At 69.8% G+C, this 15,869-nt stretch carries 11 protein-coding genes; 3 read left to right on the forward strand and 8 right to left on the reverse strand.

All coding sequences use genetic code 11. From position 1 onward, the window contains the following. Positions 1-256: 256 nt before the first annotated feature. The 5 genes from ACIQRL_RS27340 to ACIQRL_RS27360 form a co-directional block, all read right to left on the reverse strand. The gene (locus tag ACIQRL_RS27340; protein WP_401336390.1) at positions 257-1,279 is read right to left on the reverse strand and encodes an ABC transporter permease; all 1,023 of its coding nucleotides are present in this window, start codon (positions 1,277-1,279) and stop codon (positions 257-259) included. Further along, a complete protein-coding gene (locus ACIQRL_RS27345) occupies positions 1,276-2,238 on the reverse strand; it encodes an ABC transporter permease (protein WP_401336392.1) in 963 nt (320 codons plus the stop codon). The genes ACIQRL_RS27340 and ACIQRL_RS27345 overlap by 4 nt, the downstream gene beginning before the upstream one ends. Beyond that, positions 2,231-3,793, reverse strand: coding sequence for a sugar ABC transporter ATP-binding protein (locus tag ACIQRL_RS27350; RefSeq protein ID WP_401336394.1), 1,563 nt, complete (start codon positions 3,791-3,793; stop codon positions 2,231-2,233). Before ACIQRL_RS27350 ends, ACIQRL_RS27345 begins: the two co-directional genes overlap by 8 nt. A 1-nt stretch (position 3,794) precedes the next feature. Next, positions 3,795-4,895, reverse strand: coding sequence for an ABC transporter substrate-binding protein (locus tag ACIQRL_RS27355; protein ID WP_401336397.1), 1,101 nt, complete (start codon positions 4,893-4,895; stop codon positions 3,795-3,797). A 143-nt stretch (positions 4,896-5,038) separates the two neighbouring features. Continuing rightward, complete coding sequence (locus ACIQRL_RS27360) at positions 5,039-6,052, reverse strand: LacI family DNA-binding transcriptional regulator (protein ID WP_401336400.1); 1,014 nt, start codon at positions 6,050-6,052, stop codon at positions 5,039-5,041. A gap of 159 nt (positions 6,053-6,211) precedes the next feature. On the opposite strand from ACIQRL_RS27360, the gene ACIQRL_RS27365 reads away from it, so the two are divergent. Next, positions 6,212-8,827, forward strand: a complete 2,616-nt coding sequence (locus ACIQRL_RS27365) for a PA14 domain-containing protein (RefSeq protein ID WP_401336403.1) — start codon at positions 6,212-6,214, stop codon at positions 8,825-8,827. Between the two features lie 240 nt (positions 8,828-9,067). After that, complete coding sequence (locus tag ACIQRL_RS27370; protein ID WP_401336407.1) at positions 9,068-10,276, forward strand: MFS transporter; 1,209 nt, start codon at positions 9,068-9,070, stop codon at positions 10,274-10,276. Between the two features lie 179 nt (positions 10,277-10,455). On the opposite strand, the gene ACIQRL_RS27375 is transcribed toward ACIQRL_RS27370, so the two are convergent. Continuing rightward, positions 10,456-11,300, reverse strand: a protein-coding gene (locus ACIQRL_RS27375; protein WP_401336410.1) for an IS5 family transposase whose coding sequence is annotated in 2 segments (ribosomal slippage) — positions 10,456-10,973 and positions 10,973-11,300 — 846 coding nt in all. Because the reading frame shifts where the segments join, the coding sequence is not laid out codon by codon here. Between the two features lie 71 nt (positions 11,301-11,371). Between ACIQRL_RS27375 and ACIQRL_RS27380 the strand changes: the two genes are divergently transcribed. After that, positions 11,372-12,082, forward strand: coding sequence for a DUF6193 family natural product biosynthesis protein (locus tag ACIQRL_RS27380; RefSeq protein ID WP_401336413.1), 711 nt, complete (start codon positions 11,372-11,374; stop codon positions 12,080-12,082). Positions 12,083-12,470: 388 nt separating this feature from the next. On the opposite strand, the gene ACIQRL_RS27385 is transcribed toward ACIQRL_RS27380, so the two are convergent. Both ACIQRL_RS27385 and ACIQRL_RS27390 read right to left on the reverse strand, forming a co-directional pair. Next, a complete protein-coding gene (locus ACIQRL_RS27385) occupies positions 12,471-14,081 on the reverse strand; it encodes a peptidoglycan-binding protein (RefSeq protein ID WP_401336416.1) in 1,611 nt (536 codons plus the stop codon). Positions 14,082-14,869: 788 nt separating this feature from the next. Continuing rightward, complete coding sequence (locus tag ACIQRL_RS27390) at positions 14,870-15,601, reverse strand: dienelactone hydrolase family protein (RefSeq protein WP_401336419.1); 732 nt, start codon at positions 15,599-15,601, stop codon at positions 14,870-14,872. Positions 15,602-15,869 lie beyond the last annotated feature (268 nt).

The raw sequence follows: 15,869 nt of genomic DNA on the forward strand, positions 1-15,869 counted from the left end.
CACGACGCCACGCCACGGTCGGCGGCCAGCCGGCCGGCCCGCCCTTCCCGCCCGTGACGGCCGGCCCTGTCCCTTGGTGACATCGGTCCTTCCCGGCGGTGATGAGTGCGGTTCCCACCGGTGACGGGCGGGCCTTCCCACGGTGCGTCCGGCCCTGCGGCCTGCCCGGCCCGCAGCCCGTCCGGCCCGCGGAGACCGGGTCCGCAACGCGCACGGACGGTCCGCGACCGGTCCGCATCCGGACCGGTCGCGGCCGTCACAGCACCCGGCGTCTGCGCCCCAGCCAGGTCTGCGCGATGACGACGACGGCCAGGAAGGCGCCGCTGACGACCTGTTGGTAAGCGGAGTCCAGCGAGCCGATCTGGTTGATGACGTTCTGGATGACCTTCAGCAGCAGCACACCGACGAGTGAGCCGCTGATGAAGCCGAACCCGCCGGTGAGCAGCGTCCCGCCGATGACGACCGCCGAGATAGCCTCCAGTTCCATGCCGGAGCCGAGGATCGTCACGCCCGACGCCAGCCACGCCGCGTTGAGCGCTCCGGCGAGTCCCGCGCACAGCCCGGAGAGCGTGTAGACGGAGACCTTCGTGCGGGCCACGGGCGCGCCCATCAGAGCCGCCGCGTCCTCGTTCCCGCCGACCGCGTAGACGTACTGCCCGAACCGGGTGCGCCGGAGCACGACCGCGCCGAGCACGAACAGTGCAACGGTGATCCACACAGGTACGCCGACGCCGAGCAGCGCGCCCTGTCCGAGCTTCGCGAAGAACGAGCCCTTGTCCACGAGATACGTCTTCGAGCCCTCGTCGGTGACGGAGAGCAGGAGGCCCCGCGCGCCCAGCATCGAGGCCAGCGTGACGATGAACGGAGCCAGCCGTGAACGGGCGATCAGCAGGCCGTTGACCAGACCGATCAGTCCGCAGACGGCCAGCGGCAGCAGCAGCGCGACGACTGTCCCGTACTGGGAACCCCAGGCCGCGAGCACGCCGCCGAGCGCGAAGAGCGAGCCCACCGACAGATCGATGCCGCCGGTGACGATCACGAAGGTCATGCCGAGCGCGACCACGGCGAGGAACGCCGAGGAGAGCGCCATGTTCTCCAGGTTGTCGCCGGTCAGGAAGGTGTCGAAGCTGAGGGACGCCGCGGTCATCGCGACGATCAGCGTGACCAGCGCGCCGTGTTGCTGGGCGAGGGCGCTGAGCCGTTCGGAGCGTCCGCCGCCGGACGGTTCCTCCTCGGCCGTGTCTTGGGCGCGCACCGGAATGTCCACGTCGGTCGTCATCGCTTTCCTCGTTCCCGTGCCGCGTAGACCGCGAGGACGATCACCACGGCCTGGGCGATCTGGGTCCACGACGGCGGCAGATCGTGCTTGATGAGCGTGGTGGTGAGCAACTGGATGAGGACGGCGCCGGCGACCGTGCCGCCGATGCGGACCCGGCCACCGCTCAGCGGGGTGCCGCCGACCACGACCGCGGTGATCGCGGACAGTTCCATCAGGTTGCCGAGCGAGGTCGGGTCGCTCGCGGTGAGACGGGCGGTGGCCAGCACGCCCGCGACGGCGGCGAGGACGCCCGAGCAGACGTACACGAGGATGAGGACGCGGCGTACGGGCAGTCCGGCGAGCCGGGCCGCCGGGCGGCTGTCCCCGATGGCGAGGAGCTGGCGGCCGAAGGTCGTACGGCGTACGGCGAAGGCGACCAGCAGCGCTAGAGCGGCGGCGATCAGTACGACGTACGGGACGCCCAGGACATCGCCGGAACCGAGTTCAGCCATCGCCGGGTCGTGCACGTCCTTGAGCTGGGGGAGGAGGACCAGGGCCAGCCCCCGCCCGGCGACCATCAGGGCGAGGGTCGCGACGATCGGCTGGACGCCGACGAACGCGATGAGGGATCCGTTCGCGACGCCGATCACGGCGCCGCCGGCCAGGGCGATCAGGATGGCGACGCCGGGCCCGTAGCCGAGGTAGAGGGACAGGAGCGAGGTGGACAGGGCCATCACGGAGCCCACCGCCAGGTCGACGCCCTCGCTGCCGATGGCCAGGGCCATGCCGAGGGCCACGATCAGGACCGGGGCGACCTGGACCGCCTGGGTGCGGAAGTTCTCGGTGGACAGGAAGTGCGGGGTGACGACGGTGTTCACCAGGAAGAGGACCACGACGCCCAGGTAGACGCCGTACTCCTGGAGGAGGCCCAGCAGACGTTCGCGGTCGGCGGTCACCCTGCCGAGTGTCAGGTCAGTCATCGTGGCCTCCGGCTGCGGTGCCCGTGGCGCCGGCGGCAGTCGTGCCGACGGGGGAGGCGGGTGCGGCGGCGATGGCGCGCATCAGCCGGTCCTCGGTGACCGCGTCGCCGGTCAGCTCCTCGACGACCGCGCCGTCCTTGAGGACGATCACCCGGTCGCTGCCCTCGATGAGTTCCTCGGGGTCCGAGGAGATGAGGAGGACCCCGAGTCCGTCCTCGGCCAGTTCGTCGATCAGCTTCTGTACCTCCGCCTTGGCGCCGACGTCGATGCCCCGGGTCGGCTCGTCGAGGAGCAGGACCTTGGGCTGCATGGCCAGCCAGCGGGCCAGCAACACCTTCTGCTGGTTGCCGCCGGACAGTTCGCCCACCTTCTGGTGGGGGCTCGCCGCCTTGATGCGCAGCCGTTTCATGAAGGTCTCCACGATCCGGTCGATGCGTGCCTCGTCGACCAGGCCGAAGCGCGAGAGGCCGGGCAGCGCGGCGAGCGCGATGTTCTCGCGGACCGACAGGCCCGGCACGATCCCCTCGGCCTTGCGGTCCTCGGGCAGCAGGCTGATCCCGGCGCGGATCGCGGCGGGTGTCGAGCCCGTGCGTACACGAACACCCGCCACCACGACCCGCCCGGAGTCGGTGGGCAGCGCGCCCGCGATGGCCTTGGCGGTCTCGGTGCGGCCCGAACCGAGCAGCCCGCCGAGCCCCACCACCTCGCCGGGCCGCACGGAGACCGATACGTCGTGAAGCTGGTGACGTACAGTCAGCTTCTTTGCCTCCAGGACGGGTTCGGCCTCGGTGTCGTGGCCGCCCGCGAACTTGGTCAGGCCCTCCTTCCGTACGTCGGCGAGCTCCCTGCCCAGCATCAGCGCCACGAGCCGCAGCCGGTCGAGTTCGGCGATCCGGCCCGTGTGCACCACCTTGCCGTCGCGCAGCACGGTGACGGCGTCGCAGATCTCGTACAGCTCGTCGAGCCGGTGGCTCACGTAGATCACCGCGATGCCCCGCTCGCGCAGCATCCGGATCACCCCGAACAGGGTCCGTACCTCGCGTGGTTCGAGCGAGGAGGTCGGTTCGTCCATGACGACCACCCGGGCGTCGACGGAGACGGCGCGGGCGAGGGCCACCATCTGCTGGGCGCCGACGCCCAGTTCGCGCAGCGGCCGGCGTACGTCGACCCGCAGGCCGAGTTCGCGCAGCGCCTCCTCGGCCTGCCGGTGCATGCGCCGGAAGTCGATCAGGCCGAGCCGGCCGCGGGGTTCGCGGCCGAGGAAGAGGTTGCGGGCCACGCTCATCAGCGGGACGAGGTTGACCTCCTGGTAGATGGTGGAGATTCCCGCGTGCTGCGCCTGGAGCGGTGTGGCGAAGCGGACCGGAGCTCCGTCGTACGTCAGCTCGCCCTCGTCGGGCCGGTACACGCCGGTGAGGACCTTGATGAGGGTCGACTTGCCCGCGCCGTTCTCTCCGATGAGGGCGTGCACCTCCCCGGCGCGGGCCGTGAAGTCCACCGAGGACAGGGCCTTCACGCCGGGGAAGGTCTTCGACAGGCCGGTCACTGACAACATGTCAGAAAGCCTTGCCCAGGTCGGACTTGGCGTTGTCCTTGGTGTACGCGCTGTCCTGGATGACGATGTCCTGGGAGACCTTCGCGCCCTGGGTGAAGGTGTCCAGGGTCTGGAAGGCGAGCGGCCCGAAGCGCGGGTTGGACTCGATCACGCCGTCGATCCAGCCGTCGACGATGCCCTGGACGGCGTTGCGGGTGCCGTCGATCGTCACGATCTTCACCGCGCCGGCCTTCTTGCCGGCGCCCTTGAGGGCGTTGACGGCGCCGAGGCCCATCTCGTCGTTCTCGGCGTAGATCCCGGTGATGCCGGGCTTGGACTGGATGAGGTTCTCGGTGACCGACTGACCCTTCTCCCGGGCGAAGTCACCGGTCTGCTTGAAGACGATCTTGAGGCCCGGGGCCTTCTCCTTGACGCGGTCCTCGAAGCCCTGGGTGCGTTCCGTCGTCACGTTGTTGCCCGCGGCGCCGAGCAGGATGGCGATCTCGCCCTTGCCGCCGGTCGCCTCGATCATCCGGTCCGCGGCCCGCTTGCCCTGCTCCACGAAGTCGGAGCCGATGAAGCTCACGTAGTCCTTGCAGGCGGTGGCGTTGATCTTGCGGTCGATGGTGATGATCGGGATGTGCTTGGCCGACGCCGAGCGCAGTACGGGTTCCCAGCCGTCGGAGTTGAGCGGCGCGATCACCAGGAGGTCGGCGCCCTTGGCGATGAGGTCCTGGACGTCGCTGATCTGCTTGGAGAACTGCGACTGCGCGTTGGCCGTCAGCAGCTTCACGCCCCGCTTGTCCGCCTCGGCCTTGATCGACGCGGTCTCGGCGATCCGGAAGGGGTTGGCCTCCTTCTCGGACTGGGAGAAGCCGACGGTGGCCGACTTCAGGTCGATCTTCTTGGCACCGTAGGCGTCGATGGCGCAGGTCGGTCCCGAGCCCGTGGACGGTGAGGCGACGACCTGCCCTCCGTCGCCCTGGCCGGTGGAGTTCGTGTCCTTGCCGGCGGTGTCGTTCTCCGACTTCGCGCATCCGGAGACGAGCGCGAGGCTCGTGATGAGGCCGGTGGCGAGGAGGGTCCTGGCGGAAGTGCGGTGACGTGGTGCGATCGGCTTCATGGAGTCCCCAAACGGCGCGGCCCCGGCGCTGAGAGCGCTCCCGGGGATGATCGGCTCTTGCGGTCAACTCGGTGTACACGTCGTTCCGGGGAGGTTTTTACATCGTTGGAAGGAGCCTGTAAAGCCTTCCGTCCGAAATCTCGTCAGCGCCGCCCCAGCGTGCTCTCGCGTTCAACCAGCCTGAAATCGGCGGTCAGTTCACGTCCGCCGGGCTCGGTCCGGCCCGACAGACTGCGCAGCAGGGAGGCCACCGCCATCCGCGCGATGGCCTGCTTGTCCGGCGAGATCGTCGTCAGCGTGACCGCGCCGAACCGACCCTCCTCGATGTCGTCGAAGCCGACCACCGCCACATCCCACGGAACCCGCAGACCACGCTCGTGCAGCACCCGCATCGCACCGATCGCGACCAGATCGTTGTAGGCGAACACGGCGTCCGGACGCACCCCGGAGTCCAGCAGCCGGGCCATCGCCCGCGCGCCCTCGTCGCGGTCCCAGCCGCCGACCGGCACCACCAGCTCGTCGGGCGCGGGTACTCCGGCCTTCGTCAACTCCTCGCGCCAGCCCGCGAGTCGTAGATGCGCCGGCCGGTTGGCCGAATCCGTGCGGGCCCCCAGGTAGGCGATCCGCGAGCGTCCGCGGCTCAGCAGATGGCGTACGGCACTGCGCGCGGCCGCCACGTTGTCGATCGCGATGTGGTCGTAGGGCACTTCGTACTCCCGCTCGCCGAGCAGCACGAGCGGCACGTCGTCGGTGCGGGAGCGCAGGTCCTCGTCCTCCAGCTCCAGCGGGCTGAGGATCAGACCGTCGATGACGTTGGCCCGGAAACCCTGACTCACCAGCACTTCCTGCTCGCGGTCGCCGCGCGTGTGGTCCAGGAGCACGGTGAACTCGTGCTCGGCGGCGGCGTCGATGACGGCCCCGGCCAGCTCCGCGAAGTACGGGTTGCCCAGCTCGGGAATGGCGAGGGCGATGATGCCTGTGCGCCCTTTGCGCAGGTGGCGTGCCGTGAGGTTCGGCCGGTAGCCCAGCTCGTCGATGGCTTCCTGGACCCGCGCCCGCATGGCCGGGGTGACGTGCGGATAGTTGTTCACGACGTTCGAAACCGTCTTGATCGAGACGCCGGCGTGCTCCGCGACGTCCTTCAGGCTGACCCGCAAGGGATCTCCTCTTCATCGATGTGCGCCTCTGTCACCAGGGCGTTTGTCATGCCCCTGGACAGAGGCCGGGACCCGTGCTGTGATGCCAACTCCCGTTCCTTCCAACGTTGTACAGACTGAAGCAACGAGCCGCCACCCTTCCTCAGCCAAGGAGGATCCGTGCGCATCAGTGGACCCAGAACCCTCAGAACCCGACTGGCATTACTGCTCGTCGCGGTACTCGGCCTCGCGGGACTCACCGCGGTCCCCGCCGCCACAGCCGCCGACGACCCCGTGGAAGTCCACGGTCTGAAGGGCGAGTACTACACCCAGTCCGCCCCCGGCGCCTTCGACTTCCACGAGTTGAAGGCGACCGGATTGGACACGAACCTCGACTTCGACAACCTGGAGCCGCGACTGGCCTTCGCCACCGGACAGTCGGACGACGTCAACGTCCGCTGGACCGGCCGGATCGTCCCCGAGAAGACCGGCGCCCACACCTTTTCGATCATCGGCGACAACGGCTTCCGGCTGTGGGTCGACGGACATCTCGCCATCGACCACTGGGTCGACGACTGGGACCGCGAACAGACCTCCCAGCCCCTCGACCTGACCGCCGGACAGGCCTACGACATCAAGGTCGAGTACTTCGAGCACTTCGGCGGCTCCAACCTCCATCTGCGCTGGACCCCGCCCGGCGGCACCAAGACGGCCGTCCCGCAGTCGGCACTCCGGCTGCCCGACGGATACGCCTACGACGGCGCCATCGCCACCACCGTCCAGGGCGACGGCCGTACCCTGCGCCTCGACTTCGCCCAGCCGCTCACCGCGCCCCCGGCCGGCCTCACCGACCATGTCGAAGCCGTCATCGGCGGCGCCAAGTGGCCTCTGTCGACAGCGCAGTTGGACCCCGCCGATCCCAAGTCCCTGATCGTCGGCCTGAAGGAACCCGTCGTCGGCAACAAGTCCGGCACGGCCAAAGGCACCGCCGACCTGCGGTACGACGGCAAGGGCGGCCTCTCCGGGACGAACGGCAACGTTGTCAACGCCTTCTGGAGCAGCGGCCCCAACCGTTCCACCCACGAACTGCGCACCAAGTGGGCGGACGACGTCGGCCCCCGCAACGCCCACCCCGAGTACCCCCGGCCCCAGCTCACCCGGCCCGACTGGCGCAACCTGAACGGCTCGTGGCAGTTCGCCGCCGCCAAGACGGGCGAGCAGCCGCCGGTCGGCAAGAAGCTCGCCGAGAAGATCCTCGTGCCCTACCCCGTGGAGTCCCAACTCTCCGGCATCGAACGCCACGAGGACCGCATGTGGTACCGGCGCACCTTCACCGTCCCGTCCGACTGGAAAGTCGGCCGGGGCAAGCGCCTCCAGCTCAACTTCGGCGCCGTCGACTGGCGGGCCGAGGTCTTTGTCAACGGCACCCAGGTCGCCGAACACCAGGGCGGCTACGACAAGTTCAGCGCCGACATCACCGCCGCGCTGAAGCCCGGCCGCCGCACCCAGGAACTGATCGTCGGCGTCTACGACCCGACCGACGCGCAGGGCGGCGAGAACCCGCCGGTCGGCAAACAGCGCCTCGACCCCAGCGGCATCTGGTACACCCCGTCCTCCGGAATCTGGCAGACGGTCTGGATGGAGCCGGTCGCCGCCGCCCATGCCGACTCGCTCAAGCTGACGCCCGACGTCAAGAACAGCCGGCTCACCGTCGAGCCGCGGGGCATCCGGAACGGAGTGCCGGTCACCGCGACCGCCTACGCCGGACACCGCAAGATCGCCACCGTGCGGGGCCGCACCGGGCGGCCGCTCGTCCTGAAGATCACCGACCCGCACCTCTGGTCACCCGACGACCCCTTCCTCTACGACCTCAAGGTGACCGTCGGCGCCGACCGCGTCGGCAGCTACTTCGGGATGCGGTCGATCGCCGTCGAGCAGGTGAACGGAACCCCGCGCACCGTCCTCAACGGCAAACCGGTCTTCATGATGGCCACCCTCGACCAGGGCTTCTGGCCCGACGGCCTCTACACCGCACCCACCGACGAAGCCCTCTCCTACGACCTGAAGATGCACAAGCGGATGGGCTTCAACGCGGTCCGCAAACACATCAAGGTCGAACCCGACCGCTGGTTCTACTGGGCCGACCGGCTCGGCCTGATGGTCTGGCAGGACATGCCCGCCATGACCGCCGGGGTCGATCCGAACGGCGCGTCCCGCGCCGAGTACGAGCGCGAGATGAAGCAGATGATCGACGAGCACATCAGCAGCCCGTCGGTCGTCATGTGGGTCACCTTCAACGAGGGCTGGGGCCAGTACGACGAGGCCCGCATCGCCGACCAGGCCAAGGCCTGGGACCCCACACGCCTCATCAACTCCATGTCGGGCATCAACCTCGGCGTGGACGGCGGCACCGGCGACATCATCGACGAACACGGCTACCCGAGCCCCGCGCTGCCACCGAACCCGGACGGGAAAAGAGCCCTGGTCAGCGGCGAGTACGGCGGACTCGGACTCGCGGTGCCCGGACACGCCTGGTCCGTCCAGCAGTCCTACGTGGACGTCGACCCCACGACGTACACCGACGACTACCTGGCCCGGCTGGCCGAGGTGCACAAGCTCGCCTGCAAGGGCGGCAACGGCGCCGTCTACACCCAGATCTCGGACGTGGAGGGAGAGTTGAACGGGCTGATCACGTACGACCGCAAGGTGGTCAAGCCCGATGTGGCCCGGCTGAAGGCAGCCCACGACGCGCTGATCCACGACGCGTCACAGGCGACACCGGCGGGCTGCTCCTGACGGCGAGGCGCCCGGCTCGCGCCTCCCCGCCGCTCCGCGCGCGCCTCGCCCCGGCCCCCTGACGGGTCGTCGGCGCGGTCCGTTCTCCCCGCGAAGGGAGGGCGGACCGCGCCCGGTCCGCCACTCACCCGCGGGGAGCCGGGCACCCGATCGCGAGCACCCGCCCCACGGCCGCCTCCGGTTCCTTCCGGCGGCACGTCGGGCCGGACCACGTCGGTCCATGACGTTACTGTCGGCGGCATGGACGGTGATCTCCGAGGGTGGCGCCCGTGTTTGCTCAGCGGGGCGGTGTTCGCCGTCTGCATGGCCGGCACCACGCTGCCGACTCCCCTCTACGGCCTCTACCAGGAGAAGTTCGGATTCTCCGAGCTGACGGTCACCGTCGTGTACGCCGTGTACGCCTTCGGAGTCATCGGCGTGCTGCTGCTCGCCGGCAACGCCTCGGACTCGGTGGGCAGGCGTCCGATTCTGCTGTGGGGCCTCGGATTCGCGGCGGCGAGCGCCGTCTGCTTCCTGTGCGCCACCGGACTGGGCTGGCTGTACGTGGGACGGCTGCTGTCGGGCCTGTCCGCCGGGCTGTTCACCGGAGCCGCCACGGCGTACGTGATGGAACTGGCACCGCCGGGCGGCGCCGGCCGGGCCACCTTCGTCGCGACGGCCGCCAACATGGGAGGACTCGGCTGCGGTCCCCTGCTCGCCGGGCTGCTCGCGCAGTACGCGCCCTGGCCGCTGTACCTGCCGTTCGCCGTCCACCTCGCCCTGGTGGCCCTCTCGGCCGCCGTGCTGCTGCGACTCCCCGAGACCGTACGGGAACGGCGTCCGCTGAGCACCGTACGACCGCAGAAGCCCGGCCTGCCGCCGCGGGTGCGGCCGGTGTTCGGGCCGCCCGCGATCGCCGCCTTCGTGGGGTTCGCCCTGTTCGGGGTGTTCACGTCGGTCAGTCCGTCGTTCCTCGCCAAGTCCCTGAACGTCGACAACCATGCCGTGAGCGGGCTGGTCGTCGCCCTCGCCTTCTTCGCCTCGACCGCCGGGCAGCTCGCGGTCGGCAGGGTCGGAGTGTGGCGGTCACTGCCGCTGGGCTGCGCCGCGCTCCTCGGCGGTCTCGCGCTGCTCGCGGGCGCGCTGCGCTGGGACCTGCTGGTCCTGGTGGTGCTCAGCGCGATCGTCGGCGGAGGCGGCCAGGGCCTGGCGTTCCGCGGGGCGCTGGCCACCGTGGCGCAGGCGTCTCCCGAGCACCAGCGCGCGGCGGTGATCTCCACCCTGTTCGTGGTCGCCTACGCGGGCATCTCGGTGCCGGTGATCGGAGTCGGCGTACTGGTGGGTCCGATCGGCCTGGAGGGCGCGGGGCTCGTGTTCATCGCCTGCATGGCCGTCCTGGTCTCCGTCGCGGGCGTCTACCTGCTCCGGAGGCCGGCACCGGTGAAGACGGAGTCGGGAGGGACGCGGTGAGGCCCGTGGCCGAGTGACCGCGTTGCCGAGACCTCGTGATGGGGCGGCCGTGCGATGGGGCGACCGCGTGGTCACGAGACCGGACGACCCTTGGCGGCGAGCCACGGCATGCGGGCATCCGACCCGAGACATCACCCGTGAGGTGATCACCTGTACGGACCTGGGGCGTTTCTTTCCGATCAGCGGACGGACCAGATGAAGATGCTGGCGATGTAGAGTCCGGCGCGGAACACGGTGGCGGTCCTCTCGTAGCGGGTTGCCAGGCCGCGCCAGTTCTTCAGGCGGTTGATGCAGCGCTCAACGGTGTTGCGCTGCTTGTGGGCCGGGCGGTCGAAGGCGGGCGGGCGGCCGCCCCGCCGGCCCCTGCGCTTGCGGTTGGCGATCTGGTCAGCGGGCTGCGGGATCACCGCACGGATGCTGCGCCTGCGCAGGTGCTCGCGGACAGCCCTCGACGAGTAGGTCCGGTCCGCCAGGACTACCAGGGCTCGGGTCCGAGGCCTGCCGATCGTCCTGGGCACGCGCAGGGCGGACATGACCCGCTGGAAAGCGGGTGCGTCGTTGGCCTGACCCGGGGTGAGGACAAAGCACGGCGGGCGGCAGCGGCTGTCCGCCGCAAGGCGGATCTTGGTGGTCAGCCCGGAGCGGGAGCGTCCGATGGCGTGGTGGTCTGGTTCGTCGGCCGGGGCCCCCCTTTTCGGGCCCCGGCTGCGTTCTGATGGGCGCGCACGATAGTGGAGTCGACCGAGACTGCCCAGTCCAGGTCGCCTTCGGCGTCGGCCTGGGCGAGCAGGGCAGTGAAGACGCGCTCCCAGGTGCCGTCGACCGCCCGGTTCCGCAGCCGGGTGTCGACGCCCTTCCACGATCCGTACTCGCGGGGCAGCTGTATCCACTGCGAACCGGTCTGGAACTTCCAAGCGATCGCGTCGATCACCTGGCGGTGATCACGCCACCGCCCGCCCCGCTTCGGCGTCCGATCCGGCAACAACGGCTCTATGCGCGCCCACTGCGCGTCAGTCAACGGCACGACCGGACCAACGATCCGATGATCGGAAAGTGGCGGTCATCAAGCCGGGGTGATTCGGCCACACTGGTGCGATGAACTTCGGGGCGGGGCTTGGCGAGGGTGGCTGGGACGATGACGGAGCCCTCCGGGCTGCGCTAGGGCGTACGGCCGAGAGGCTCGGGCTTGCCTTGCCCGAGTCGGACAGGAAGTGGGGTCGCCTCGCAGAGTACGTCGACGCGAGGAGCGGTCGGCGGGTGATGGTGTATCCGCCCGGCGAGAGGCGTCGGACTTTCCAGGTGAACCTCCAGGACAACGGCACACCCTTGGCCTGTGGATGTACCGCAGACCTGGCCGAAGTGGTCAGGGCGACGGCTGCGTGGACGGGCGGCGCGGGCCTCGAGGAGACCAGGGCGCGCGCCCCGTTCGTCCGGTTCAGGCCCTGGGCCCTCGACCACGAGCGGGAGCCGTTCGGTGTCGTCGAGTTGAGGTGGCGCGTCAAGGTCGACCGCATCCACATGCCGCCGTACGACCGGCACCCGCGCCCCCACGCGGTGCTGGCGGCGGCGTACGCCCAGCCGGTGCTCCGCCGGCTGATGCCGGTCAACAGTCACTTCAACCTCTGGTTCTCCTCCAGTGTCGAGGAGTTCTGGAAGACGCGGGTCGGGTACATCATCTGCCCGTACGACGAGGGGCTGTACGGGGTGCGGAACGAAGGCAGGCTGGTTGCGCGCACCGAGACGCCGGAGGAAGCCGTCGCTTTCGTGGTGGCCGCCCTCCCGGAGGAGTTCGGGCCGGCGAGCTGAGGCTAGAGACCGCAGGCAGCGCGCGGGGCTTTGCAGCACGGGAAGTCGGGACCACCGCCCTGACATGCGGAGGGCAAGATCCTTAAGGCGCGCTCTAGCTAAGGGCTGTCCCGTAATCCCCGGCGGGCGCACGACGACAGCTACGGCACCTCGCCGCGTTGTCGGATCGCCCGAATACGCCCAGTATGAGGACGACCCTCCGCCTTGCGATGCACCGCATCTGACGCCGCGCGCTGATCCACCGGGGATTACGGGACAGCCCTTAGGCCGTGATCCGTCCGGTCGTGCCGGACGGATCACGGGCCGGCGTCGTGTCGACGGGGCGACCGTCTGCCGGTGCCACGGGATCACGTGCCCGGAGGAAACGGCGCCTCGGTCCGGTACCCGGTCAGCGGACGCGGATGAAGACCACGTCGTACGTCGAAGCCGTGGTGCGGTTCTTGATGTAGACACCGTCCGGCCCGTTGCCGTTGGGATCGCTGGTGTTGCCCTCGACGGCGGTGAAGCTGGAGCCGCCACTCACCGTGCGCACGATGCCGATGTGCTCGTTCCCGTCGTTGAAGTCACTGCCGCCGTTCCAGTCATAGGCCACGATGTCGCCGGGCTGCGGGTCGGTCGTCACCGAGAGGTGCCGCTGGCCGGCCCGTGCCTTGTTGACCCAGCCCGAGACGTAGGTGTCGTTGAAGGTGGTGGCCCCCGTCTGCTTGGCCACCCAGCTCACGAAGGTCGCGCACCAGGCATAGTCGTTGGTGGACTTGGACATGCCCACGGCGGAGCCGTAGCTGTTCGCCCGGGCGCTGCCCTGGAGCGTGCCGACCTCGGCCGCGGCCACGTCGAGCATCTTGCTGTAGCCGCCGCCGGGCGGGGTCGTGGCCGGCGGGGTGACCGCCCCGTACAGGGCCGACTTGGTTCCCGGCCCGACCCTGCCGTCGACCGTGAGGCCGTTCTCGGACTGGAAGTCCCGCACCGCGGCGTCGGACATCGCCCCGAACTCGCCGTCCACGGCGAGGTCGGCGCCATGGTGGTTGAGCAGGCTCTGCAGCTCGGTGACGCAGCCGCTCTTCTGACCCTTGACGATCTCGTTCGGGCAGGACGCCGAGGTCAGGTTGATCGGCGACGGGGCGCCGTTGCCGCCGCCACCGCTGATGTTGGCGTACAGGGCGGCCTTGGTGTTCGGGCCGACGTCGCCGTCCGGCTCCAGGCCGTGCGCGGTCTGGAACGCCTGCACGGCCACGAAGGTCTCGGCGCCGAACTGGCCGTCGACGTCCACGTGTTGTCCCTGACCGTTGAGCAGGGCCTGCAGGGTCAGGACGCAACCGCCGCTCTGATCCTCCGTGATGGTCGCCGGGCAGGCCGCCGAGCGCAGGTCCAGAGCCGTCGACCCGGACTCGTCGGTGTTGTAGAGCTCGGCCTTGGTGCTCGGCCCGACCTGGCCGTCGGCCGTCAGGCCGTGCCCGGACTGGAAGGACTTCACCGCCGCCAGGGTGCCCGCCCCGAACTCACCGTCCGCGTCGACGCTGTAGCCGAAGTGGCGGAGCAGCCGCTGCAGTTCGGTGACGCAGCCGCTCTTGTCGCCCTGGACGACGTTCGCCGGGCACGAGGAGGACAGGAGGTTGATCGGCGCGGGCGCCGAGCCGCCGGTGGCGTAGAGCTTGACCTTGGTGCCGGGGCCCACCCGTCCGTCCACGGCGATCGCGACGGAGGCCTGGTACTCGCGGACCGCGTACAAGGTGGCGGCGCCGAAGCTGCCGTCCACCGTCAGCCCGGCGCCGTGGGCGTTGAGCAGGTTCTGCAGCTCGGTGACGCAACCGCTCGACTGACCCTGCAGGATCTCGGTGGGACAGGAGGCGGAGGTCAGCTTGATCGCCGCCGGAGCCGCCATCGCCGGGGCGGCGGCGAGCAGGGAGGCCGCCGACAGGAGCACCGCGGCCGCCGCCACCACCGTGGTCCGGGCCCGCCGGCCCGACTTCACGGAAGAATCCTTGGATATGGTCTTCATAAGGGGGAAGTGTCTCCTTCGACGGATATGCGGATGACCGGTCGGTCGAACCGCGTCGCACACCGCCGGGTTTCGTCGTTCGCGGAGGATGCCGCAGGCCCGACGGCAGACGTCCGTCCTGGGCCCGGAACCGGCATGTCATGAGGGAACCGGCCCTTCTGACCGTTCCGGCATGGGGGGAGCAAGGTTTGCCACCCGTGGAGCCGGAACCATAAAGCCGGGGTTGCGGAATGTCATGATCCAATTTTCATTCCGCGCATGACGGTGACAGCTCGCGCCCCTTCGCGCAATGCCGGGCGGTACAACTGACTTGATTTCATTGCCACTTCGGTACGCGCAAGGGCGATCGCCGGTCCGCGAGCGGGTGTTCCCGGGGGGCTGGGGCTGTTCTCACAGCACCGGAGGGCAAGTGGTCCGGTTTGAGGGGCCTTATTCCGCCGCGAGGCCGGCGGGGACGTCATCGTCCCCGCCGTCCCTCCCGGTTTCCCACACCCCGAACCGGCCGACGCCCTCTCCCACCCCGGACTCCGGCGAACGAGGGCGCGCACAGGCCCTCTGAGGAACGATGAGGGCCGAGCGCGGTCGGCCTGCCTCCCTCAGCCTTCGGCCGGGGGTGCCCCCGTACACCCGCCTGAAGCGCCCCAGCGGCGAAGCGGCGCTAGTGTCCTGCGCCTGAAATCCGTAGGTAGATCTGTCTCGTCCTGGCGGTCGGATTCCCGTCGCCGACCAGGCAGCATCGGCCGTCCGCGACTCAGCCGGAACCACCTAGGGACTTCCGGCACAGGACACTAGAGGTGCGATTCCAAGGCGGCGTAGACCTTGCGCCAGGCGTCCGCGCCGGCCTGTGGGTCGTGGTCGTCCGGGCGGTCCGCACAGGCGAAGCCGTGCCGGGCGCCCGGGTAGGTCACCAGCTCGTGCGGCACCTTCGCCTCGGTGAGCTGCCGCTCGGCCTGCTCCCACTCCTCGGCCGGGATGATGTGGTCCAGCTCGCCGCGAAAGCCCAGCAGGAACGCGCCGCCTGCGGCGATCCGCTCGCTGGTCTCCAGCGGGGGCACCGGACCGACCAGCGGGAAGCCGCTGTTCAGCAGCCAGCCCGGGTAGAAGAGGACCGCCAGCTCGAAGCTCAGCTCGGTCGCCGCCCGGACCGCGATGTGCCCGCCCATGCTCAGTCCGAGGAAGGCCACGCCCCGCTCCCCGGCTTCCGTGCGTGCCGCGGCCAGCGCCGCGGAGGCGTCGGCCACCAACTCGTCCCGGTCCAGGGCGCGCATCAGCACGAGGCCGTCGTCCCGCTCCTCGGCGGAGTACCCGAGTCCGGTGCGGCGGGCGCTGCGCCAGTAGTAGTCGGGCGCCAGCGCGACATAGCCGGAGGCCGCCAACTCGGCGCAGGTGTCGCGGACGTAGGCGTTCACTCCGTAGAGCTCCGAGCAGACCACCACGGCGCCCCGCACGTCACCCGTCGGCCGGTGCACATACGCCTCGACGCCGCCCGTTTCGCCGAGTGTTTCCCACTGACCGGTCATCAGTCCCCCGTGGTTCCGTCGCTGGATGTCGCCTCAACTCTAGTGTCCTGTGCCTGAAATCCGTGGGTGGATCTGTCTCGTCCTGGCGGTCGGATTCCCGTCACCGGCCAGGCAGCATTGGCCGTCCGCAACTCAGCCGGAACCACCTGGGAACATCCGGCGCAGGACACTAGCTAGTGAGCTGGTTCGGAGATGCGTGAGCAGTAGCGGCAGATCCGGTCGAGGATCTGGTCGGCGGTTTTGGTCCACTTGAACGGCCGGGCCTCGT

The sequence above is a fragment of the Streptomyces sp. NPDC091209 genome (assembly GCF_044757755.1).
Lineage (GTDB): Bacteria > Actinomycetota > Actinomycetes > Streptomycetales > Streptomycetaceae > Streptomyces.

Excerpts from the sequence above, each read along its gene's own strand:
- ACIQRL_RS27340 (WP_401336390.1), bottom strand. The coding sequence starts at position 1,279 with ATGACGACCGACGTGGACATTCCGGTGCGCGCCCAAGACACGGCCGAG.
- ACIQRL_RS27345 (WP_401336392.1), bottom strand. The coding sequence starts at position 2,238 with ATGACTGACCTGACACTCGGCAGGGTGACCGCCGACCGCGAACGTCTG.
- ACIQRL_RS27350 (WP_401336394.1), bottom strand. The coding sequence starts at position 3,793 with ATGTTGTCAGTGACCGGCCTGTCGAAGACCTTCCCCGGCGTGAAGGCC.
- ACIQRL_RS27355 (WP_401336397.1), bottom strand. The coding sequence starts at position 4,895 with ATGAAGCCGATCGCACCACGTCACCGCACTTCCGCCAGGACCCTCCTC.
- ACIQRL_RS27370 (WP_401336407.1), top strand. The coding sequence starts at position 9,068 with ATGGACGGTGATCTCCGAGGGTGGCGCCCGTGTTTGCTCAGCGGGGCG.
- ACIQRL_RS27380 (WP_401336413.1), top strand. The coding sequence starts at position 11,372 with ATGAACTTCGGGGCGGGGCTTGGCGAGGGTGGCTGGGACGATGACGGA.
- ACIQRL_RS27385 (WP_401336416.1), bottom strand. The coding sequence starts at position 14,081 with ATGAAGACCATATCCAAGGATTCTTCCGTGAAGTCGGGCCGGCGGGCC.
- ACIQRL_RS27390 (WP_401336419.1), bottom strand. The coding sequence starts at position 15,601 with ATGACCGGTCAGTGGGAAACACTCGGCGAAACGGGCGGCGTCGAGGCG.